We start from the raw sequence: 19,572 nt of genomic DNA, 5'->3' as shown, positions 1-19,572 counted from the left end.
TCTTCGTCGACGGTCGCGGTCAGCCGGTGGCGTTCGGGTCCGCGCCGTCGGCGAGCAGCTCCTGGGCGAGTGCGCGCCCGATCTGCTCGGCATCCTTCGTCTCTCCGGTCGCCGAGGCGCGCACCAGCGCGCCCTCGGCGGTCGTCGCGAACGCCCGCAACGAGAGTGCCTCGACGACGTGCCCGTCGTCGTCCAGATCCTCGACCACATCGGCCAGGGCACCGATCGCTGCGGCGCACGGTGACCCGAGGTCGACCAGCACCGCCCGTTCGGCCGTGACCGCCGCGGACGTCGACTCGTCGTGCAGCGTCGACCGCAGGAAGGTCTCGAGCTCGGTGTCGGCGACGCGGCACTCCACGGCGAGCGCGCCCTGGGCCGGGGCGGGCAGCATCTGCAGCGGGTCGAGTACCTCGGTGGCGTCGCCCGCCCGACCGATCCGCGCGAGCCCGGCCCGCGCGAGGACCACGCCGTCGACCTCGCCGTCGGTGACCTTGCGGATCCGCGTCTCGACGTTGCCGCGGATCCCGACGACCTGCAGGCCCAGCCCGAGCGCGTGCAGCTGCGCCGCGCGCCGGGGCGAGCCGGTGCCGATGACGGAGCCGGGCGGGAGCTCGCCGAGCACCATCCGGTCGCGGGCGACGAGGGCGTCACGGGGGTCGGCCCGCTGCGGCACCGCGGCGAGCACGATGCCGGGCACGCCCGCCGTCGGGAGGTCCTTGTAAGAGTGGACGGCGACGTCGATCCGGTCCTCGAGCAGCGCCTCGCGCAGTGCAGAGGTGAACACCCCGACGCCGGTCTGCGCGATCGGCGTGTTCGCCGCCTGGGACTGGTCCCCCAGCGTCGAGATCTCGACGATCTCCACCGCGACGCCCCGCGCGATGAGCGCGTCGGCCACCGTCTGCGTCTGCGTCTTCGCGAGCAGGCTCGCCCGGGTGCCGATCCGGACGGTGCCGAGCGTGGTCGCGGCCGTCACCGGGCGCCTCCCGGGCCGTCCGCGGCGTCGAGACCCTGCAGGGCGGGGTTCGCGGCGAGCGCCTGGTCGACCTCGCCGCCCTCGAGGCGGGCGGACTCCGGGCCCGCCCCGGACGCCGCGTCAGCGGTGATGCCCGAGCCGGCGGGGCCCGAGGCCACCGCGGCGGGGGCCTGCGGGTCGAGCTCGAACAGCTCGCGCAGTGCCTCGGCGTAGGTGTCCCCGCCCGGCGACTGCGCGAGCCGTTTCACCTGCACGGTCGGGGTGTGCAGCAGCTTGTCGACGACGCGGCGCACGGTCTTCGCGACCTCGCCGCGCACGTCGGACTCCAGCCCCGGCAGCCGGCCGTCGAGGCGCAGCAGCTCGGCGTCGACCACCTCGGCGGCCTGCCGGCGCAGTGCAGTCACGGTCGGGGTCACCTCGGCCGAGCGCTGCGCGGCGAGGTAGACCCGGACCTCCTCGGCGACCAGCGCGCGGGTGGCCTCCACGGCCTGCCCCGCGCCGGCGTGGCCCAGCCGCTCGCCGAGGGTGGCCAGGTCGACCAGCGTCACGCCGGGGAGCGCGCCGACCTCGTGGTCGACGTCGCGCGGCAGGCCGAGGTCGCAGACGACCAGGGGCCGGGCGCCCGGGCGGGCGGCGAGCCCGGCGCGGACGGCGTCGAGGTCGACGACGGTGCCGACGGCGCCCGTGCACACGACGACGACGTCGGCGGCCGCCATCGCCGGGGACAGCGCGTCCAGCCCGACGACGCGGGCGGGCGTGCCCTCGGCGGCCACGATCTCCGCGAGGCGCTCGGCGCGCTCGGGGGTCCGGTTGGCCACGACGACCTCGCCGATCCCCCGGCGGCGCAGGGCCGCGGCGGCAAGCCCGCCCATCGAGCCGGCGCCCACGACGAGGGCCCGGCGCCCGACGAGGTCGCCGAGGGCGGCCTCGGCGTCGTCGAGGGCCTCGGTGACGACGGAGGCGCCCGCCGCGTCGATCCCGGTCTCGGCCTGGGCGCGCTTGCCGACCCGCAGCGCCTGCTGCGCGACCTCGTGCAGGGCGGTGCCGACGGTCCCGAGCTCGCGGGCCGTGGAGTACGCCGCCCGCAGCTGCCCGAGGATCTGCGCCTCGCCGACGACCATCGAGTCGAGCCCGGCCGCCACGGAGAACAGGTGCTCGACCGCGGACCCGGCGTAGTGCACGTAGAGGTGGTCGGTGAGGTCGGACACGTCGGCCTGCGCGTGGCGGGCCAGCACCCCGGAGACCTCGGTGAGGCCGCCGTGGAAGGTCTCGACGACCGCGTAGATCTCGATGCGGTTGCACGTCGAGAGCACCACGGCCTCGGAGACGTACTCCCCCGCCATCAGCTCGTCGAGGACCTTGGCGGTGTCCTCGCCGGAGATCGCGACCCGCTCGAGCACCGACACCGGCGCCGTCCGGTGCGACACGCCCACGAGCAGCAGACTCATCGGAACACCTTCCCCGTCGCGTCGCCCGCGACTCCGTCGTGCCGGCGGGAGACGTGGAACGCGAGGATCTGCATCTCCACCGCCAGGTCGACCTTGCGCACCTCGACGTCGGCCGGGACCGCCAGGACGGTCGGCGCGAAGTTGAGGATGCTCTGCACCCCGGCGCCCACGAGCGCGTCGCAGACGTGCTGCGCGGCCGCCGCGGGCGTCGCCACCACCCCGATGGTCACCCCGCGCTCGCGGCACACGCGTGGGATCTCGGCCACGTCCAGGACCTCGACCCCCGCGATCGTGGTGCCGACCAGCGCCGGGTCGACGTCGAACAGCGCGGTGACGCCGAAGCCCCGGGCGGCGAACCCGCCGTACCCGGCGAGCGCGTGGCCCAGGTTGCCCACCCCGACCAGCGCGACGGCGTGCGACCGGGTGAGCCCGAGCACGGACTCCACCTGCGCCGTCAGCCGCGGGACGTCGTAGCCCACGCCGCGCACCCCGGAGGAGCCGATGTGGGAGAGGTCCTTGCGCAGCTTCGCGGCGTTCACCCCGGCCGCGGCGGCGAGCACGTCGCTGGAGACCGTGCGCACGCCCCGCTCGAGCATCTCGGTGAGCACCCGCAGGTAGACGGCCAGCCGGGCCACCGTGGCCTCGGGGACGCGACCGGGCCGGCGCGGGCCCTCGGGCCCGGCGTCCGGGGTCGTCGGGGTGGCGCGCGCCACGGGGCGCGGAACACCCCGGTCCACCGTCACGCCGGGAGCCTCCTCGTGCCGCTGCTGTCGGGTCGGCGTCCAGCCCCGTCGGAGGTGGACGCGTGGCCACCGCCGGGCCCGTCCTGCGCGAGCTTCCCTGGACTGCTGTTGGCATCGAGGGTACCGCTCGTGAACACGGGCACAAAGCCGCTGGTCACCGCCCCACGCGGGCCGACGACCTCTCGGCGCACCGACGCGACGACCACTCGGCCGTGAACCCGGACAGTCTGCCAGCCCGCCGGGTGGCCCGACACGCCCGGTCAGGTCGTCAGCGCGTCGAGCCCGAGCGCCGCCCCGGCGGGCCCCGGGGCGATCCCGGCGGGCCGCCCCAGGAGGAAGGCCACCGTCGCGCCGTGCATCGCGGCCACCGGGCCGACGGTCGCGGCCAGCGCGGCGGCGCCGGGGTCGGTGAACTCCCCCGCACGGGCGAGCACCGTCGCGCCGACGGAGGCCTCGACGTCGACGGCGAAGGACAGCAGGTCGGTCGGGGCGGCGGCCCGCCCGAGCGTGGCGCGTCGTTCGGTCTCCACCGACAGCGGGCTCCCGGTGACCGCCGGTCGCCCGGCCGCGGTGAGCAGCGCGTTCCACGCCGCGGCGTGCTCGGTGTGCTGCGCCCCCGCCCCGGAGAGGAAGGAGGTCACGACGGCGGGTACCTGGCCGAGGCGCCCGTCGTTCGCGGCGAGGACGGCACCGGAGTAGAGGCTCGCCGCCAGCGCGGACAGCGCGGCGCACAGGGCGACCCCGCGCTGGTCCCCGACGTAGGCCGGGCGCGGCGCGGTCGAGGTGGTCGGGGTCGCGGCGGCCGACGGGGTGGCCGCGGGCGCGGGGGGCGGGGCGTCCGAGCAGGCGGCCAGGGCCCCGACGCCGAGCAGCCCGGCAGCGCCGGCGCCCAGGACGAGGCGGCGGGAGGGTCGGCCCGTGGTGCTCACCCGGAGCCCTCCTCGGGGGGCGAGGCCTTCGCCGTCGGGAACCGGGTGTCGGGGAAGCCGACGGTCCCGACCGCGGCGGGCAGGGTGGTGAGGTCGGGGGGCGCGACGACGAGATCGGCGCGGCCCGAGGAGAGCAGGGAGTTGACGACGAGCAGGCTCGCCTTGCGCGAGGCCGCGGCCTGGCCGTAGCGCAGCGCGGTGGCCCGCAGCGCCGGGGTGGACAGGCCGGCGGCGTCGGCGACGAGGGTCTGGGCGAGGACGTCCTCGAGGGTGAGGGCGAGCCCGACGACGTCGGCCGGGGTACGCACCGTCGGGAGGGCCTGGGCGACGACCGACCCGTACGCCGGGTCGGGGTCGGTCTGGGCCCGGCCGCCGGCGCCGGTGGTGGCCGAGGACAGGGCGTCGCGGGCGTCGCCCAGCTGCGAGACGGCGGCGGTGACGAGGTCGCGGACGACCGGGAGCGCACGCTCGCCGCCCCCGACCGGGAGGGCCGCCAGCGAGCTGTAGGTCGACTGTGCGAGCACGACGAGCGAGGTCGCCGTCCGCAGCGCGGCGACGTCGGCGCCACCGGCGGGCTGGGTGGGCAGGAGGAGGGTCACGCCGCGAGCGCCGTCCGCAGGGCGCGGGGGTCGACGGACCAGGACGCGTGCTCCTCGCCGTCGACGAGCGTCACCGGGATGACGTCGCCGTACTCGCCGCGCAGCTCGGCGTCGGCGTCGTCGATGTCCACCCGCTCCCACCCCACGCCGAGATCGGCGCAGACCTGCCGGACGACGTCCTCCATGCGGTCGCACGTCCGGCACTGCGCCCGGACCAGGACCGTCACCCGGACAGGGAGTCCTGTGTGCTCGTCCACTTCGGACACGCCGCGACCCGTCCTCTCTCGCCGTCCGTCGCCGGGGGGAGTCTGGCAGATTCGTACCGACCGCCGACGGCGTGGTCGGGACCTCTCACCGCAGGTCAAGTGCGTGTCAACGAGCCTGGCGACGATGGGTGGCGCTCCGGTGACGAGGGCCTCGGCGCCGCACGTATGCTCCGTCCCCAGCGTGCTCCCCGATCGCTGTGTGGCGGGCCTGCGCGTGACCGGAAGCGAGAGGTCGTCCAGCGAGGGAGAACGCCTTGTCCGCTGTCGTCGGCGCCGGCGTGACGCCCGGACCCGCCCCCGTGGCGGTCGTCCCGGTCGCACCCGTCCCGACCCGGGACTCGCGCGCGCCGCTGGCCGGCGCCCCTTCCGTGCCGGTGTCCGCCTGCCCTGCCGCGACCAGCGCGGCCGACGGAGCGCGATGACGGTCGGCGCCGGCGGGATGCCGGGACCGGGGCGCGGGCGGCGCGACCGGTCCGGTCGGTCCGCGTCCATGACCGACACGCCGCCCCACCCCGAGCAGTCCTACGGCGGGCCGGGCTACCCCGAGCAGCCCTATCCGGAGCAGCGCGGCCCGGACGCGAACTGGCCCCCCGGGCGCTCGACGCCCGCCCCGCGCCCGGTCGAGCACCCGTCGCACCCCGATCTGCCGCGCGCGGCGGGGCGTCCGACTCCGCCCGCCCCGCCGCGACCGGTCGGTCCGCCGGCCGGGCCCCAGGGTCCGCCGCCCGGCCCCCGACCGCCCGGCCCCCCGCTTCCGGGCCCGTACCCGGCTGCGCCCGCCGGGCCGCCGCGGGGCGCGGGCACCCCGACCGGGCCGGTGCCGGCTCCCGGCGCGGCCCACCCGCCGACCACCCCGATCGAGGCGCCCCGGCCCCCGGCCGAGGACGAGCGCCCCGACGACGACGCCGAGATCGACGACGGGGAGCTCTCCGACGCCGGGCTCGACGAGGCGGACGAGCAGGTCGCCGACGGCTGGGCGCTCGTGCGCGCGACGCAGGACGGCGACGTCGACGCGTTCGGCCGGCTCTTCGACCGCTACCACGACGTCGTCTTCCGGTTCGTCTTCTACCGGCTCGGCGACCGCGGCGTCGCCGAGGACCTCACCCAGGAGACCTTCGTCCGGGCGTTCCGGCGCATCTCCTCAGTCAGCTACCAGGGCCGCGACATCGGCGCCTGGTTCGTCACCATCGCCCGCAACCTGGTGCTCGACCACGTCAAGTCGAGCCGGTACCGGCTGGAGCAGGCGACCCCCGAGATCACCGACGTCGCGCCGGACTCCCACCGGCCCGGCCCGGAGAGCGAGGTCATCGCGGGCGCCACGCACCAGGAGCTCCTGCGCTGCGTGGCCAAGCTCGGTGAGGACCAGCAGGAGTGCATCACCCTCCGCTTCCTCCAGGGACTCTCCGTGTCCGAGACGGCCCACATCATGGGGCGCAACGAGGGTGCGGTGAAGGCACTGCAACACCGTGCGGTACGACGTCTCGCTCAACTGCTGCCCGAGGGTTTGCGGTGAGTGACAAGCATGTAGTTCCACCCGTCGGCGTGTATCTCGTAACCGGGCGCCCCTCCGGTCGTTTCGACGTACGACGAGCAGGGTTCGTGCCGGACGGTACGAGCGCACGATGAGGACGGACGACATGTCGAGCGGTCGCGACGGGGCAGACGAGCGGTTCGCCGCTGCCTGGGACGAACGGATGCGCGGAGGCGCACCCGGTCGTCGCGCGCACCCCGGCGCCTCCGGGGGCCCGCTGGGCGATCACCCCCGGACCGGTGACCGGGAGCTGGACGAGGACCTCCGTATCGCCGACCTGCTCGACCGGGCGGGCGAGGCGGGGCGCACCACGGCCGGACCCGATCCCGAGGCCTCCCGCCGGATGCGCTCGAACCTCATGGCCGCCCTCGCCGAGGAAGCGCCACCGGTCCCGGTCACCCGCCGCACCGAGCGGGTGGAGACCGGCTCCGCCGGCCACGGCCGCCGTCGCGCCGAGCGGCGCGGGGGCTCCCGGCCGGGTGACCGCCGGCCGGCGTCGTCGCAACCCTCCGGCGGCCCGGGACGCTCCGCGCGCCGCGGCACCACCGCACGCCGACTGCTCTCGACGACGGTGGCCGGGATGGCCGCCGTCCTCGCCCTCGGCGCCCTCACGGTCCTGCTCTCCCGCGGTGCGCTTCCCGGGGACATGCTCTACGGGCTCAAGCGCGCCTCGGAGTCCACCGAGATCGGGCTGACCTCCGGCCAGGAGGCGAAGGCCCGCAAGCACCTCGACGTCGCGGCGCTGCGCCTCGACGAGATCCAGGAGCTGCTCCAGCGCGACAGCACCACCGCGGCCGGCTCGCAGCCCACCGCGGCCGGTGGCGACGACGCGGACGCGGCGCTCGTCGCGGACAACCTGCGCGCGTTCGACGACCAGGCCCGCACCGGCGCCCGGATGCTGCTCCCGCTGGTCAACAAGCCCGCCGGACCGCCGCCGGGGCTGCTCTCGCAGTGGGCCGGCCAGCAGCGGCAGGTCATCGACGGGTTCTCCCCGTCGCTGCCGCCCTCGGGGCGGGAGCAGGCGGCGTCCTCGCAGCGCCTGGTGCAGCAGTTGCAGGCCCGGGCCACCGCGTTCGAGAAGGCCAGCACCCCGTGCGGCGGGTCGGACTCCGACGAACTCGGTCCGCTCCCCTCGCCGGCCTGCTCGGCGAGCCAGGCCAAGGCACCGAGCATCACCCTGCCGCAGGCCACGACGCCGACGACCAAGACGTCGACGCCCTCGACCCGCCGCACCACCTCGTCGGAGACGACGACCACGACGACGGACGAGTCCACGACGACCCGCTCCGGCAGTGACTCGGGCGACAAGCCGCTGCTGCCGCTCCCGCTCCCGGCCACCACGTCGGCCCCGCCGATCAACGTGCCGGTGCCGGTGCCGGGCCTGCCGAAGGTGCAGCTGCCGCCGCTGCTGCCCGGTCTACCCGGGCTCTCGCTGGGCAACTGATCCGCCCGATCACGGCACGGCCGGGCGTGGTCGGTCGGCACCACTAAGGTGGAGCCGGACCGCGCCCGGCCGGGGCGGTACCCGCGGCAGGCGAGGAGGAGTCGGGCGGTGGTTGGACGGCGCGACCGGCGCACCGACGCCCCGGCGGCGGGCTCGGCGCTCGACGGCGCCGGCCCGGGAGTCGATGCGGCCGAGGCCCGGATGGACGACGGCGGCTCGGCCGCTCGCGACGCGGGCGCGGCCGCGGCCGCGGCGGCCGAGACGGCGGGGCCCTCGGTCCCGAGCGTGCCGCCCGACCTCACGGCGGCCGCGTTCTTCGACGTCGACAACACCATGATGATGGGCGCGTCGATCTTCCACTTCGCCCGCGGGCTCGCCGCCCGGAAGTTCTTCTCCGGGGCGGATCTGCGCGGGTTCGTGTGGCAGCAGGTGAAGTTCCGCCTGGGCGGCGAGGGCACGCCGGAGGACATCCGCGCCCACCGCGAGGCCGCGCTGTCCTTCGTCGCGGGCCGCGAGGTCTCCGAACTGGTCGAGCTCGGCGAGGAGATCTACGACGAGCTGATGGCCGACCGCATCTGGGAGGGCACCCGCGCGCTCGCGCAGATGCACCTCGACGCCGGCCAGCGGGTGTGGCTGGTCACCGCGACGCCGCTGGAGCTCGCGGCGATCATCGCCCGCCGGCTGGGCCTGACCGGGGCGCTCGGCACGGTCGCCGAGCACCACGACGGCGTCTACACCGGGCGCCTGGTCGGGGAACTGCTCCACGGGCCGGCCAAGGCGCACGCGGTCCGCGCGCTCGCCGCCCGCGAGGGCCTGGACCTCCGGCGCTGCTCGGCCTACTCGGACTCGATCAACGACGCGCCGATGCTGTCGGTCGTCGGCACGGCGGTGGCGGTCAACCCCGACACCGATCTGCGCAGCCTCGCCCGCAAGAACGGCTGGGAGATCCGCGACTTCCGCTCCGGGCGCAAGGTCGCGCGCATCGGCGTGCCCTCGGTGCTCGGGGCGGGCGCGGTGGCCGGTGCCGTCGCGGCCGGGGCCGCGTACTCGCGGCGGCGGGCGTAGGTGGCCTTCGGCCATGTGAGCACTTTCCGGTGCTATGACGACCGAAAGTGCTCACAGGCGCGAAGCGCACCTAGCCCAGGAACGCGTTGCGCCGGCCGGAGAGCAGCCGGTAGAGCGTCTGCTGGATGTTCTCGCGCACCTGGTCGGTGAGGTTGAAAACGAGCATCGGGTCGTCCGCGGAGCCGGGCTCGAACTCGTCGGTGCGGATCGGCTCGCCGAACTCGATGTACCACTTCGAGGGCAGCGGCACGAGGCCGAGCGGCCCGAGGAGCGGCCAGGTCGGGGTGATCGGGAAGTACGGCACCCCGAGCAGGCGGGCGATCGGCCCCAGGTCGCCGATCTTCGGGTAGATCTCCTCGGCGCCGACGATCGAGCAGGGGATGATCGGCACACCCGTGCGCAGCGCCGCCGAGACGAAGCCGCCCCGACCGAACCGCTGCAGCTTGTAGCGGTCGGCGTAGGCCTTCCCGATCCCCTTGAAGCCCTCGGGCCAGACCCCGACGAGCTCCCCAGCGCCGAGGAGCTTCTCGGCGTCGGGGTTGCACGCCAGCGTGTGGCCGGCCTTGCGCGCGACCGCCCCGAAGCCCGGCATCCCGAAGACGAGGTCGGCGGCGAGCATCCGCAGGTTGCGGGGGGTCGGCAGGTCGTCGTGGGTGGCGACGACGGTCATCAGCGCGTCGAGCGGCAGCGTCCCGGAGTGGTTCGCGACGAGCAGCGCGCCGCCCTCGGCGGGCACGTTCTCCACCCCGATGGTCTCCACGCGGAACCAGCGCTCATAGAGCGGGCGCAGCACCGGAAGGATGACGTTCTCGTTGAGGTCGGGGTCGAACCCGAACTCGTCGACCGGGTAGCGCCCGGCGAGCCGGCGGCGCAGGAAGTCGGCGACCTCGACGACGGCGGACTCGAGCTCCGAGGGCCCCGCGGGGACGAGCGGCGCCGGCGCGGGGTCCGTCGCACCGCTGCCGATCGCGCGCTGGTCGTCCACCGTCCCGCCGTCCGCTCCGCTCGTCGCCGCACCGTCCCGGTCCGCACCGGGCGGCGGGCCGGCGACGCTGCGGCGTCGCGGCGTCGGCCGGGGGCGTGGTCGTCCACCCGCTCCGCGCAGCGGGATGACCTCGGCCTCGCCCATGCTCTCGTTCCTCCTGCCGGTCCGGTCGGCCACCCTCAGCGCACCGGGGTGAGCGCGGGCGGGGACGTGCTCTCGATCTGCTGCTGCGGCACCGCGTCGCCGGACGCGCCCTGCCCCGGGAGCGCGTGCACCGCCCGCAGCGTCAGCGACTCGGCGGCGTCGACGTAGCGGTCGGTGTCGAGCACCGGGCGCAGCGCGCGGCCCGCGACGAAGTCGTCGAACGCCTGCACCGTCGTCCAGCGCGGCTCGAAGCCGAACCCGGTCTTGAGCTTCGTGGTGTCGACGACCCGACCGTAGTTCAGCAGGCGCATCTGTTCCGGGGAGAAGTCCACGAGCCGCGCCCGGCGGGTGATGCGACCCACCCACGGCACCAACGGTTCCGGGATCGGCAGCGCGACCCGCCCGGCCCGGCGCACCGCCTGGGAGAGCATCAGCACGCCGTCGGCGCCGACGTTGAACACCCCGGGGAGGTCGTGCATCGTCGCGCGCTCGAGGACGGCGAGGGCGTCCTCGGTGTGCAGCAGCTGGACCCGCGCGTCGTACCCCAGCACGACCGGCACCACCGGCAGCGAGAAGTAGTGCGCGAACGCGGTGTCCGCCCGCGGGCCGATGAAGTTCACGAATCGCAGCGTCGTCACGGGGATGTCCGGGCGACGGCGGGAGAAGCTGCGGACGTAGCCCTCGATCTCGACGGCGTCCTTCGCGTACCCGCCGGGCGGCAGCGCCTTGGGCTCCGTGGTCTCGGTGAACGTCGCCGGGTCCCGCGGGCTCGCGCCGTACACGCTCGTGGTGGAGCGCACGACGAGGCGCCCCACGGTGTCCGACTTCTGGCACGCCGCCAGGAGCTGCATCGTCCCGATGACGTTCATCTCCATCATCATCGAGCGCCCGCCGGAGGCCGACGGGTGGCCGGACAGCGACGCATGGACGACCGTGTCGACCTTCGCGGTGCTGATGACCTTGCCGATGAGCGGATTGCGGATGTCCACGCGGACGAACTCCGCGCGGCCCATCCGCCGCCGCAGGTCGCGTGCGGGAGGCGTCGTGTCGACCCCGAGCACGCGGTCGATGGCGGGGTCCGCCGCCAGGCGTGCCGCGAGCTCGCCGCCGAGCTGGCCGGCGACTCCGGTGACGAGGACGACGGACGGGGCCATGACTCTCCGGAGGACCTACGGGGCGTGCGGACGGGTCGGACCCGCGGGACGGGGTCCGGCCGGGGTCAGACTCGGCCGGGACCGGTCACTTGCCGAGCTTGCGACGCTGCACGCGGGTCTTGCGGAGCAGCTTACGGTGCTTCTTCTTCGACATCCGCTTGCGGCGCTTCTTGATGACCGAGCCCATACGGGTTCCCTTTCGCGACGTCCTCGTGGAGACCTTGTCGGCAGGCGCCAGCCTGCCAGGAGACCCGGAAGTCCGGGCAGCAAGCCTCCACCGTACCGGTGACCCGGGCAGCGCCTGTGCGCCGCCCGGGTCATCGGAGTGCGACGCCGGACTCAGCCGGCGTCGATGTACGAGCCCCGCAGGTACTCGTGCACCGCTTCCTCCGGCACCCGGAAGCTGCGGCCCACTCGCACGGCCGGGAGCTCTCCGTTGTGCACCAGGCGGTACACGGTCATCTTCGAGACGCGCATCGTCGCGGCGACCTCGGCCACGGTCAGGAACTGCACCCGTGACAGGTCGCCGTCTTCCCTCCGCCCAGCGGCGGCGTTCTGCGGCATGGTCGACCGCCTTCCGAGCACCCGTCGTGCCGCCGGTCTTCCCCTCCGGCGGTTCGACACGCACGTGCTGATCGGAGAGTAGCGAGACGGATGTGACGGATGAATCGCTCGACGTGATGGTGCGGTGGCCGTAGCGCTGGGCGCGTCAAGCGCACACGCCGCACGCCCGTCGCACCGGATCACCACGACGAACGGTCGGCGAGCGGAATCACCCGCCGTACGTCGCACCCAGCGCCCGGGAGGTGTCGCGGCACGCCTCGACGGCATCGGAGAACGCCGCGCGCAGGCCGTGGGCCTCGAGGACGCGCAGCGCGGCGGCCGTCGTCCCGCCCGGCGAGGTCACCGCCTCGCGCAGCAGGCCGGGGTGGGCCGGGCCGTCGGAGTCGTCGGTCAGCAGCCCGCCGGCGCCGTCCACGGTCGTCGACACCAGCTGCGTCGCCACCGGCCGGGCGAGCCCGAGCGCGACCCCGGCCTCGATCATCGCCTCGGCGACCAGGAACAGGTAGGCCGGCCCGGAGCCCGACAGCGCCGTCGCGACGTCCTGCTGGGCCTCGGGCACGCGCACCGTCCGCCCGACCGCGCCCAGGAGCGTCTCGGCGGTGCCGAGGGCGGTCTCGTCGGCGTGGCTGCCCGGGGAGAGCACGCACATCGCCCGCCCGACGAGCATCGGCGTGTTCGGCATGACCCGCACCACCGGCGTGGCCTCGGGCAGCCACTCCTCGAGGGCGGCGGTCGGGATGCCGGCCGCGAGGGAGACGACGACGGGGCGCGGATCCGGGAGCGAGCCGCCCACCTCGCCGAGCACCCCCGCCACGTCCTGGGGCTTCACGGCGACGACGAGCACGTCGGCCCGCCGGGCCGCCTCGAGCGCCCCGACGACCTCGATCCCCAGGCGCGCGGCCACGTCGTCGGCCCGGGCGGCGTCGCGCTCGACGACGGACAGCGCGGCCGGGTCGTGCCCCGAGGCCACGAGCCCCCCGAGCAGGGCCTCGCCGATCCGTCCGCCCCCGAGCACCGCCACCGTGGTCATGGCCGCGACCCTAGGCGCGGGAGCGCGGCAGCCGGGTGCCCAGGTGCAGCCGCGCGAACAACAGCGACTCGGCCAGGGCGTCGAGGCGCTCGTTGCGGCTCCGGGCCCGCCGCGTCGAGATCTCGACGACGACGGTGCCGCCGAATCCGGTGAGCGCGAGCCGGCGCAGCACGTCCGCGCACGGCTGCGTGCCGCGGCCGGGGACGAGGTGCTCGTCGTTCGGCAGCCCGGTGCCGTCCGCGAGGTGCAGGTGCACGAGGTTCTCGCCCATGCGCTCGAGGAGGGCGAACGCGTCGTCGCCCGCGACCGCGGTGTGGGACAGGTCGAGGGTGTAGTTCCGGGCCCCGGGGACGGTCGGGTCGTGGCCGGGCGTGTAGCTGGAGACCCGCACCCGGCCGCGGCGCAGCGGGAACATGTTCTCCATCGCGACGCGCACCCCGTGCGCGCGTTCCAGCTCGTCGACCTGGCGCGACAGGCCGGCGGCGTACCGGCGCTGCCAGCGGAACGGCGGGTGCAGCACCACCGTCGGGGCGCCCAGGCCGGCGGACAGCACGACGCTGCGCCGCAGCCGCTCCGCCGGGTCGGCCCCCCACACCCGTTGGGTGATCGCCAGGCAGGGCGCGTGGACGGCCAGGACGGGCATCCCGGTGCGCTCGGCGTGCCGGGCGACGGTGCGCAGCTGCTGGGACTCCGGCTCGTTCCACACCATCAGCTCGACGCCGTCGTAGCCGAGCTCGGCCGCGGCGTCGAACGCGGCCGCCATCGGCTCGGGGTACACCGACGCGGTGGAGAGGGCCACCGGCGGCCCGGCGCCGGGTTCCGGAGAGATCACGCGGTCATCGGGCCAGCAGGACGAACGCCGCCGGGGACACGGTCACGACGAGGCCGACGACGATCGCGAGCACCATCGTCTGCAGGTCGTCCGAGCGCCGCATGGCGCGCACCCCGAACACGAGACCCCCGGTGGCCGCGGCGGCGAGCACCAGCGCCACCACCGGCAGCGACTGCCACAGGTAGGAGAACCCGATCCACAGCACCGCCCCGAGCAGCGCGCCGACGACGAGCTGGCCGGCGATGACCGCCCACTCCTTCGCGGTCGGCCGTTCCGGGACGTCGTCGGGGTCCTCGTCGTAGTCGTCGTTGTCGTCGTACTCGTCGTCCAGGTCGGCGTCGGAGCCGAGCCCGGCGGGCGCCTCGGCGCGCGTCGTCCGCGGGCCCGCCCGCTCGGGACGCGCGAGGGACGACGCCGCGGTCGGCGGGCCGCCGTCGTCGGGACGGGGTGTGGCCTGGGTCGGCGCCGCCGCCGGGGTCGCCTGGGTCGGCGCGGAGGCGGGCGCGACCTGCGCCGGCGCGGCCTGGCTGGGTGCGGCGGCCGCCGTCACCTGGGTGGGGGCCGGCGGCGGCTCGGGGGCGCGGGCCGGAGGCGGGGGCGGGGGCGGGGGCGGCGATACGCCGGTGGTGGGGGCGGGCTGGGACCACGCGGGCGCGGTCGGCGCGGCGCCCACCGGCCCGCTCGCGGGCTGCGGTCCCGACCCGGGCGGCGGGCCCGCCGGCCGCGGCACCCCGGGCGGCGGCGGGACCGGTGCGTATCCCGTGGTCGGCCCGGAGTAGCCGTAGGCCTCGGCGTAGCTGTCCCGGCCGTAGCCGTAGGGGTCGCCGGCGGGGGGCTCGGCGCGGTCGTCCCGTGCCCGGTAGGAGCGGTCGAGGTCGGCGTAGCCGCTCGAGTAGCCGTACGCCGGCGCCGAGGAGTCGGGGTACGAGCCGTAGGAGCCGGGGGGCGGCGGCGGCTCGGCGCGGTACCCGTCGTCGTACCCCGGGGAGGGCTCGTAGCCGGGGGGACCGCCGTAGCCGTAGCCGGCGGAGCCGTAGCCGGCGGAGCCGTAGCCGGTGGAGCCGTAGCCGGTGGAGCCGTACCCGCCCGGCTCGTAGCGGTCGGCCTCGTAACGGTCCTCGTAACGGCCGGACTCGTAGCCACCCGGCTCGTAGCGGTCGGAGCCGTAGCGGTCGAACGAGCCCGTGCGGGACGAAGGACCCGGGTCGCCGTAGGCGTCCCGCCCGCGGTCGTAGGGGTCGTCGTAGGAGCCGTAGGACGGTCCCGACGCGTAGGCGGAGCCGTACGGAGCCGCGGGCGCGGGCTCCGGGGCGGGATCGGGACGCGACGGCGAGCGCGACTCGGCGCCGTAGGCAGCGAGCAGCTCCGCCACGCTGCGCTGCGAGCCCCGGCGGGGCGGGCCGTCCGTCGTCATCCGGTCCACCGTGCCGTGACGGAGGCCGGTCGTCCAGTCGCGGTGGGACGGACGGTGGTGTACGTCCCATCAGCGGCGAAGGGACCGCCCTCGAGCGGCACCTGGTCCAGCCGGCCGAGGATGACGCCCTCCCGCAGCGCCCAGGGGCAGACCTCGACCTCCTCGAGGCCGAGCGCCTCCATGGTGGCCCGCGCGACGATCGCCCCCGCGACGAGCTGGTGGGCCCGCGAGGCGCTGACCCCCTCCAGCTCGGCGAGGTCGGTGGAGCTCATGCGGCTGATGAAGGCCACCACCTGCCGCAGGCCGGCGAGGGTGAGGCGACGGCGGACCCGCGGGCCCTCGCTGCGGGGCGCCGCCCCGGTCAGCCGGGCCAGCGACCGGAAGGTCTTCGACGTGACGACGGCGCGGTCCGGCGGCCCGCCGTCGAGCAGGGCCGCGGCGGCGGGCGCGACGGTGTCGTGCACGTACTCGGCGAGCGCGCGGGTCTCCTTGCGCTCGGGCGGGTCGGCGGCGAACCAGTCGCGGGTGAGCCGGCCCGCGCCCAGAGGCAGCGAGAGCGCGACGTCGGGGGCCTCGTCGCGCCCGACCGCCATCTCCAGCGAGCCGCCGCCGATGTCGAGCGAGAGCAGGCGACCGGCGGACCACCCGAACCAGCGCCGGACGGCGAGGAAGGTCAGCGCCGCCTCGTCGGGCCCGGTGAGCACCTGCAGGTCGACCCCGGTCTCGTCGCGGACCCGCGCGAGGACGGCGTCGGAGTTCTCCGCGTCGCGCACCGCGGAGGTCGCGAAGGCCAGCAGGTCGTCGCAGCCCAGGGCCCGGGCCTCGCGGCGGGCCTCGGCGACGGCGGACACCAGCGCGTCCGCGCCCTTGCGGGCGAGCAGCCCGTCGTCGCTGACGTGCTCGGCGAGGCGCAGCGAGGTCTTGGTGGAGGACTGCGGGGTGGGGTGGGCGCCGCGGTGGGCGTCGACCACCAGCAGGTGCACGGTGTTCGATCCCACGTCGAGGACCCCGAGTCGCACGGTGAGCAGCCTAGACGTCGCTGCCGGTCACCCGGTCAGGCGTCCAGCTTGTAGCCGAGGCCCCGCACGGTGAGCAGGTGGCGGGGCTGGGACGGCTCCGGTTCGAGCTTGGCCCGCAGCCGCTTGATGTGGACGTCGAGGGTCTTGGTGTCGCCCACGTAGTCCGCGCCCCACACCCGGTCGATGAGCTGCGCGCGGGTCAGCACCCGCCCGACGTTGCGCATGAGGTACTCGAGCAGGTCGAACTCCTTGAGCGGTAGCGCGACCTCGACGGGGTCGGTGCCGGGGCGGCCCTCGACGGTGACCACGTGGCGCCCGACGTCCATGCGCACCGGGCCGGCCTCGAGGACCTGGCGGTCCCCGGACGGCGTCCCGGCCGGCTCGGCGCCGTCGCTCTCCTGGCCGCGCCGCAGCACGGCGCGCACCCGCGCGATCAGTTCCCGCGCCGAGTAGGGCTTGGTGACGTAGTCGTCGGCGCCGAGCTCGAGCCCGACCACCTTGTCGATCTCCGCGTCGCGCGCCGTCACCATGATCACCGGCACCGACGAGCGCTGCCGCAGTGCCTTGCACACGTCGGTGCCGCTCATCCCGGGCAGCATGAGGTCGAGCAGGACGATGTCGGCCCCGTGGCGCTCGAAGTCCTCGAGGGCGGCCGCTCCGGTGCCCGCGACGCTCGCCTCGAAGCCCTCCTTGCGGAGCAGGTAGGCGAGGGGGTCGGCGAAGGACTCCTCGTCCTCCACGATCAGCACGCGCGTCATGGTCACCTCGGTTCCTCGGGGCCGACGCCCACGGACGTGCGCGACGGGGTCGCCCGCTCCGCCGGGGCGGGACGGGCCGGGTGCGGGCGCACGGGGCGCCGGGCCCGGGGGGACGTGCCGAGCGGGTCGTCGGGCGGGACCGCCGGCGTGGCGCTCCCGTTGGCGGCGGGCCCGTGCACCCCGTCGTCGGGACCGCCCGTCGGTACGGGTAGGCGCAGCGTGAAGGTGGAGCCGACGCCGGGCTCGCTCCACACCCGCACCTCGCCGCCGTGGTTGGCGGCCACGTGCTTGACGATGGCCAGCCCGAGCCCGGTGCCGCCGGTGGCACGCGACCGAGCGGGGTCGACCCGGAAGAACCGCTCGAAGACCCGCTCCTGGTGCTGCGGGGCGATGCCGATGCCGCGGTCGGTGACCGAGACGTCGATGCTGTCCCGCCCGTCGGGGCCCCGTACCCGGCGCCGGCGCACCGAGACCGAGGACCCGGTGGGCGAGTACGCGACGGCGTTCTCCAGCAGGTTGGCCAGGGCCGTCACGAGCAGCGTCGAGCTCCCGGCCACCTCGAGCCCGCTCGGGGTGTCGAGCGTCAGCTCGGTGCCCGCGGTCTCGGCGGACACGCGCGTCCGCTTCACCGCCTCGGAGACCACGTCGTCGACGGCGACGGGTTCCAGCTCGGGCAGCGGGTCCGCGCCCTGCAGTCGCGAGAGCTCGATGAGCTCGGTGACGAGCGCACCCAGGCGGCGGGACTCGTGCAGGATCTTCGTCGCGAACCGCATGACCTCGTCGGGGTCGTCGGCGTCCAGGACCGCCTCGGCGAGCACCGCCATCGCCCCGACGGGGGTCTTGAGCTCGTGGCCGACGTTGGCGACGAAGTCGCGGCGCACGGCCTCGAGGCGGACCGCCGCCGAGGTGTCCGAGGCCTCGACGACGACGAAGCCGTCCCCGAGCGGCCCGAGCCGGGCGATCACCGACTGCGGGGCACGCCGCGCGGACACGGCGGGCGAGAGGTCGATCTCGGCGGTCCCGCCCGACCCCGAGACCCGCGCGGCGGCCTCGGCCACGCGGCCCTCCGGCCGGGCGTCGACGACCGCGCCGAGGACCTCCGCGCGGTCGTTGGACAGGACGACGTCGCCGAAGCGGTTGACGACGGCGAGGCCGGTGTGCGAGCGCCGCACGATGCGGGCGAGCAGCTCAGCGACGGTGGGACCGGCGGCGACCGTGGTCGCGCGCTTGGTGCGCGCCTTCCAGTGCACCCCGGCGGCGCCGACGGCGACGCCGAGGACCGCCGCGAGGACGGCGGCCAGGACGGTCACGTACGCCGGGACGGCCACGATCGTGATAGTAGGGGCGCGAACACGGTTTCCACCCGTGTCAAAGGGCCGTTGGTGAGCAGTCCAACGCTCGGGCGGGTGAGTGTTGGTGACCCGTTCAGGTGGCGTTCACCCGCGCCGGAACTCCCCGCGTGCTCAGCGGCCCTGGTTGGCCACCGCCGCGATGGCGTCCTTCGCCGCGTCCGGGTCGAGGTAGGTCCCGCCCGGGTTGGTGGGCACGAGGTCGGCGGTGTCGGAGTCGGACACGGCGAGGTCGTAGCGCAGCGGGATCCCGGTGGGGATGTTCAGGCTCGCGATGGTCTCGTCGTCGACCCCGTCGAGGTGCTTCACGACGGCGCGCAGCGAGTTGCCGTGGGCGGCGACGAGCACCGTCCGCCCGGCGCGCAGGTCCGGCACCACGGCCTCGCTCCAGTACGGCAGCAGCCGCTCGAGCACGTCCTTGAGGCACTCGGTGCGCGGCAGGTCCTCGCCGAGGTCGGCGTAGCGCGGGTCGCCGGTCTGGGCGAACTCGTCGTCGGGGTCGATGGGCGGCGGCGGGGTGTCGTAGGAGCGGCGCCAGATCTGGAACTGCTCCTCGCCGTAGGTCTCCATCGTCTGCTTCTTGTCCTTGCCCTGCAGGGCGCCGTAGTGCCGCTCGTTGAGCCGCCAGTTGCGGCGGACCGGGATCCAGTGGCGGTCGCAGGTGTCGAGCGCGAGGTTCGCGGTGGCGATGGCGCGGCGCAGCAGCGAGGTGTGCAGGACGTCGGGGAGCAGCCCGGCCTCGGCGAGCAGCTCGCCGCCGCGGCGGGCCTCCTGCTCGCCGGCGGCGGACAGGGGCACGTCGACCCATCCGGTGAAGAGGTTCTTCTCGTTCCACTCGCTCTGGCCGTGCCGCAGCAGCACCAGCGTGCCCACAGTCATGGCGCGGAACCCTGCCAGGTCAGGCCCGACGTCGGGACCCTTACGGGACGAACGGGCGCGTGAGATGCGACGGGCCCGGGTAGACCGGGCCGCATCACGCCGCACACCGGGTGAGCCGGGCCATACTGCCCACCTCCCGGGCAGTGCCGGATCGAGACCTCACCTATAAGGAGCAGCGATGAACGACGACGACATCACCACCTCCGGCCACGGGCCCGCCGACGGCGGCGCCGACGGCGGTGCCGACGGCGGGGCCGGGCACGGTCCCGCCGACGGCGGAGCGGCCGGCGGCGGCGCGGACGGTGGCGCTGACGGCGGCGCCGACGGCGGTGCCGGGCACGGTCCCGCCGACGGCGGAGCGGCCGGCGGCGGCGCCGACGGTGGCGCGGACGGTGGCGCGGACGGTGGCGCCGACGGTGGCGCCGACGGTGGCGCCGACGGTGGCG

Annotated in this window: 21 protein-coding genes; 4 read left to right on the top strand and 17 right to left on the bottom strand. The window is 75.7% G+C overall.

Annotated elements, in window-relative coordinates:
- Positions 1–19: 19 nt before the first annotated feature.
- The 6 genes from hemC to VGH76_RS19575 form a co-directional block, all read right to left on the bottom strand.
- Positions 20–940, bottom strand: a complete 921-nt coding sequence (hemC, locus tag VGH76_RS19600; protein ID WP_331558413.1) for a hydroxymethylbilane synthase — start codon at positions 938–940, stop codon at positions 20–22.
- Between the two features lie 29 nt (positions 941–969).
- On the bottom strand, positions 970–2,421 hold the full coding sequence (locus VGH76_RS19595; RefSeq protein WP_331558391.1) for a glutamyl-tRNA reductase: 1,452 nt from the start codon (positions 2,419–2,421) through the stop codon (positions 970–972).
- A complete protein-coding gene (locus VGH76_RS19590) occupies positions 2,418–3,164 on the bottom strand; it encodes a redox-sensing transcriptional repressor Rex (RefSeq protein WP_331558390.1) in 747 nt (248 codons plus the stop codon). Before VGH76_RS19590 ends, VGH76_RS19595 begins: the two co-directional genes overlap by 4 nt.
- A 260-nt stretch (positions 3,165–3,424) precedes the next feature.
- The gene (locus tag VGH76_RS19585) at positions 3,425–4,093 is read right to left on the bottom strand and encodes a ferritin-like domain-containing protein (RefSeq protein WP_331558389.1); all 669 of its coding nucleotides are present in this window, start codon (positions 4,091–4,093) and stop codon (positions 3,425–3,427) included.
- Complete coding sequence (locus VGH76_RS19580; protein ID WP_331558388.1) at positions 4,090–4,692, bottom strand: hypothetical protein; 603 nt, start codon at positions 4,690–4,692, stop codon at positions 4,090–4,092. The genes VGH76_RS19585 and VGH76_RS19580 overlap by 4 nt, the downstream gene beginning before the upstream one ends.
- Positions 4,689–4,919 carry a glutaredoxin family protein gene (locus VGH76_RS19575; protein ID WP_331558387.1) on the bottom strand — a complete coding sequence of 77 codons (231 nt, stop codon included), beginning with the start codon at positions 4,917–4,919 and terminating at the stop codon, positions 4,689–4,691. The genes VGH76_RS19580 and VGH76_RS19575 overlap by 4 nt, the downstream gene beginning before the upstream one ends.
- Before the next feature lie 949 nt (positions 4,920–5,868).
- Here VGH76_RS19575 and VGH76_RS19570 point away from each other — a divergent pair.
- The 3 genes from VGH76_RS19570 (at position 5,869) to VGH76_RS19560 (ending at position 8,998) form a co-directional block, all read left to right on the top strand.
- Entirely contained in the window at positions 5,869–6,471 is a 603-nt protein-coding gene (locus tag VGH76_RS19570) for a sigma-70 family RNA polymerase sigma factor (protein WP_331558412.1), read from the top strand.
- A gap of 124 nt (positions 6,472–6,595) precedes the next feature.
- Positions 6,596–7,933: a DUF5667 domain-containing protein gene (locus VGH76_RS19565; RefSeq protein ID WP_331558386.1), complete on the top strand. Its 1,338-nt coding sequence runs from the start codon at positions 6,596–6,598 to the stop codon at positions 7,931–7,933.
- A 201-nt stretch (positions 7,934–8,134) separates the two neighbouring features.
- Positions 8,135–8,998, top strand: a complete 864-nt coding sequence (locus VGH76_RS19560) for an HAD-IB family hydrolase (protein WP_331558410.1) — start codon at positions 8,135–8,137, stop codon at positions 8,996–8,998.
- 70 nt (positions 8,999–9,068) lie between these two features.
- Here the strand turns inward: VGH76_RS19560 and VGH76_RS19555 are convergent, their stop codons facing one another.
- The 11 genes from VGH76_RS19555 to VGH76_RS19505 form a co-directional block, all read right to left on the bottom strand.
- Positions 9,069–10,127 carry a lysophospholipid acyltransferase family protein gene (locus tag VGH76_RS19555; protein WP_331558385.1) on the bottom strand — a complete coding sequence of 353 codons (1,059 nt, stop codon included), beginning with the start codon at positions 10,125–10,127 and terminating at the stop codon, positions 9,069–9,071.
- Positions 10,128–10,162: 35 nt separating this feature from the next.
- Positions 10,163–11,281 (bottom strand): NAD-dependent epimerase/dehydratase family protein, encoded by a 1,119-nt coding sequence (locus tag VGH76_RS19550; RefSeq protein WP_331558384.1) that lies wholly within the window; start codon positions 11,279–11,281, stop codon positions 10,163–10,165.
- A gap of 85 nt (positions 11,282–11,366) precedes the next feature.
- Positions 11,367–11,468, bottom strand: coding sequence for a 30S ribosomal protein bS22 (locus VGH76_RS19545; protein ID WP_010241351.1), 102 nt, complete (start codon positions 11,466–11,468; stop codon positions 11,367–11,369).
- Positions 11,469–11,620: 152 nt separating this feature from the next.
- Entirely contained in the window at positions 11,621–11,845 is a 225-nt protein-coding gene (locus VGH76_RS19540) for a helix-turn-helix domain-containing protein (RefSeq protein ID WP_026204239.1), read from the bottom strand.
- 208 nt (positions 11,846–12,053) lie between these two features.
- On the bottom strand, positions 12,054–12,875 hold the full coding sequence (gene proC / locus VGH76_RS19535; protein WP_331558383.1) for a pyrroline-5-carboxylate reductase: 822 nt from the start codon (positions 12,873–12,875) through the stop codon (positions 12,054–12,056).
- Between the two features lie 10 nt (positions 12,876–12,885).
- Complete coding sequence (locus VGH76_RS19530) at positions 12,886–13,638, bottom strand: sugar phosphate isomerase/epimerase (RefSeq protein ID WP_331558409.1); 753 nt, start codon at positions 13,636–13,638, stop codon at positions 12,886–12,888.
- Positions 13,639–13,711: 73 nt separating this feature from the next.
- A complete protein-coding gene (locus tag VGH76_RS19525) occupies positions 13,712–15,121 on the bottom strand; it encodes a hypothetical protein (protein WP_331558382.1) in 1,410 nt (469 codons plus the stop codon).
- The gene (locus tag VGH76_RS19520) at positions 15,118–16,140 is read right to left on the bottom strand and encodes a Ppx/GppA phosphatase family protein (RefSeq protein WP_331558381.1); all 1,023 of its coding nucleotides are present in this window, start codon (positions 16,138–16,140) and stop codon (positions 15,118–15,120) included. Before VGH76_RS19520 ends, VGH76_RS19525 begins: the two co-directional genes overlap by 4 nt.
- 35 nt (positions 16,141–16,175) lie before the next feature.
- Positions 16,176–16,898, bottom strand: coding sequence for a response regulator transcription factor (locus VGH76_RS19515; protein ID WP_331558408.1), 723 nt, complete (start codon positions 16,896–16,898; stop codon positions 16,176–16,178).
- Between the two features lie 2 nt (positions 16,899–16,900).
- A complete protein-coding gene (locus VGH76_RS19510; RefSeq protein ID WP_414637763.1) occupies positions 16,901–18,226 on the bottom strand; it encodes a sensor histidine kinase in 1,326 nt (441 codons plus the stop codon).
- Between the two features lie 135 nt (positions 18,227–18,361).
- A complete protein-coding gene (locus VGH76_RS19505) occupies positions 18,362–19,126 on the bottom strand; it encodes a phosphoglyceromutase (protein WP_331558380.1) in 765 nt (254 codons plus the stop codon).
- Between the two features lie 178 nt (positions 19,127–19,304).
- Between VGH76_RS19505 and VGH76_RS19500 the strand changes: the two genes are divergently transcribed.
- Positions 19,305–19,572, top strand: a 268-nt coding sequence (locus VGH76_RS19500; RefSeq protein WP_331558379.1) for a hypothetical protein, incomplete at its 3' end; no start/stop codon positions are given.

The organism is Actinomycetospora sp. (assembly GCF_036497585.1).
Classification (GTDB): Bacteria; Actinomycetota; Actinomycetes; order Mycobacteriales; family Pseudonocardiaceae; genus Actinomycetospora.
This window is presented reverse-complemented; position numbering and strand designations above follow the sequence as displayed.

Coding starts and splice junctions, on each gene's coding strand:
- VGH76_RS19555 (WP_331558385.1), bottom strand. CDS start 10,127: ATGGGCGAGGCCGAGGTCATCCCGCTGCGCGGAGCGGGTGGACGACCA.
- VGH76_RS19545 (WP_010241351.1), bottom strand. CDS start 11,468: ATGGGCTCGGTCATCAAGAAGCGCCGCAAGCGGATGTCGAAGAAGAAG.
- VGH76_RS19530 (WP_331558409.1), bottom strand. CDS start 13,638: ATGGCGGCCGCGTTCGACGCCGCGGCCGAGCTCGGCTACGACGGCGTC.
- VGH76_RS19515 (WP_331558408.1), bottom strand. CDS start 16,898: ATGACGCGCGTGCTGATCGTGGAGGACGAGGAGTCCTTCGCCGACCCC.
- proC (WP_331558383.1), bottom strand. CDS start 12,875: ATGACCACGGTGGCGGTGCTCGGGGGCGGACGGATCGGCGAGGCCCTG.
- VGH76_RS19595 (WP_331558391.1), bottom strand. CDS start 2,421: ATGAGTCTGCTGCTCGTGGGCGTGTCGCACCGGACGGCGCCGGTGTCG.
- VGH76_RS19550 (WP_331558384.1), bottom strand. CDS start 11,281: ATGGCCCCGTCCGTCGTCCTCGTCACCGGAGTCGCCGGCCAGCTCGGC.
- VGH76_RS19560 (WP_331558410.1), top strand. CDS start 8,135: ATGGACGACGGCGGCTCGGCCGCTCGCGACGCGGGCGCGGCCGCGGCC.
- VGH76_RS19525 (WP_331558382.1), bottom strand. CDS start 15,121: ATGACGACGGACGGCCCGCCCCGCCGGGGCTCGCAGCGCAGCGTGGCG.
- VGH76_RS19565 (WP_331558386.1), top strand. CDS start 6,596: ATGTCGAGCGGTCGCGACGGGGCAGACGAGCGGTTCGCCGCTGCCTGG.
- VGH76_RS19505 (WP_331558380.1), bottom strand. CDS start 19,126: ATGACTGTGGGCACGCTGGTGCTGCTGCGGCACGGCCAGAGCGAGTGG.
- VGH76_RS19540 (WP_026204239.1), bottom strand. CDS start 11,845: ATGCCGCAGAACGCCGCCGCTGGGCGGAGGGAAGACGGCGACCTGTCA.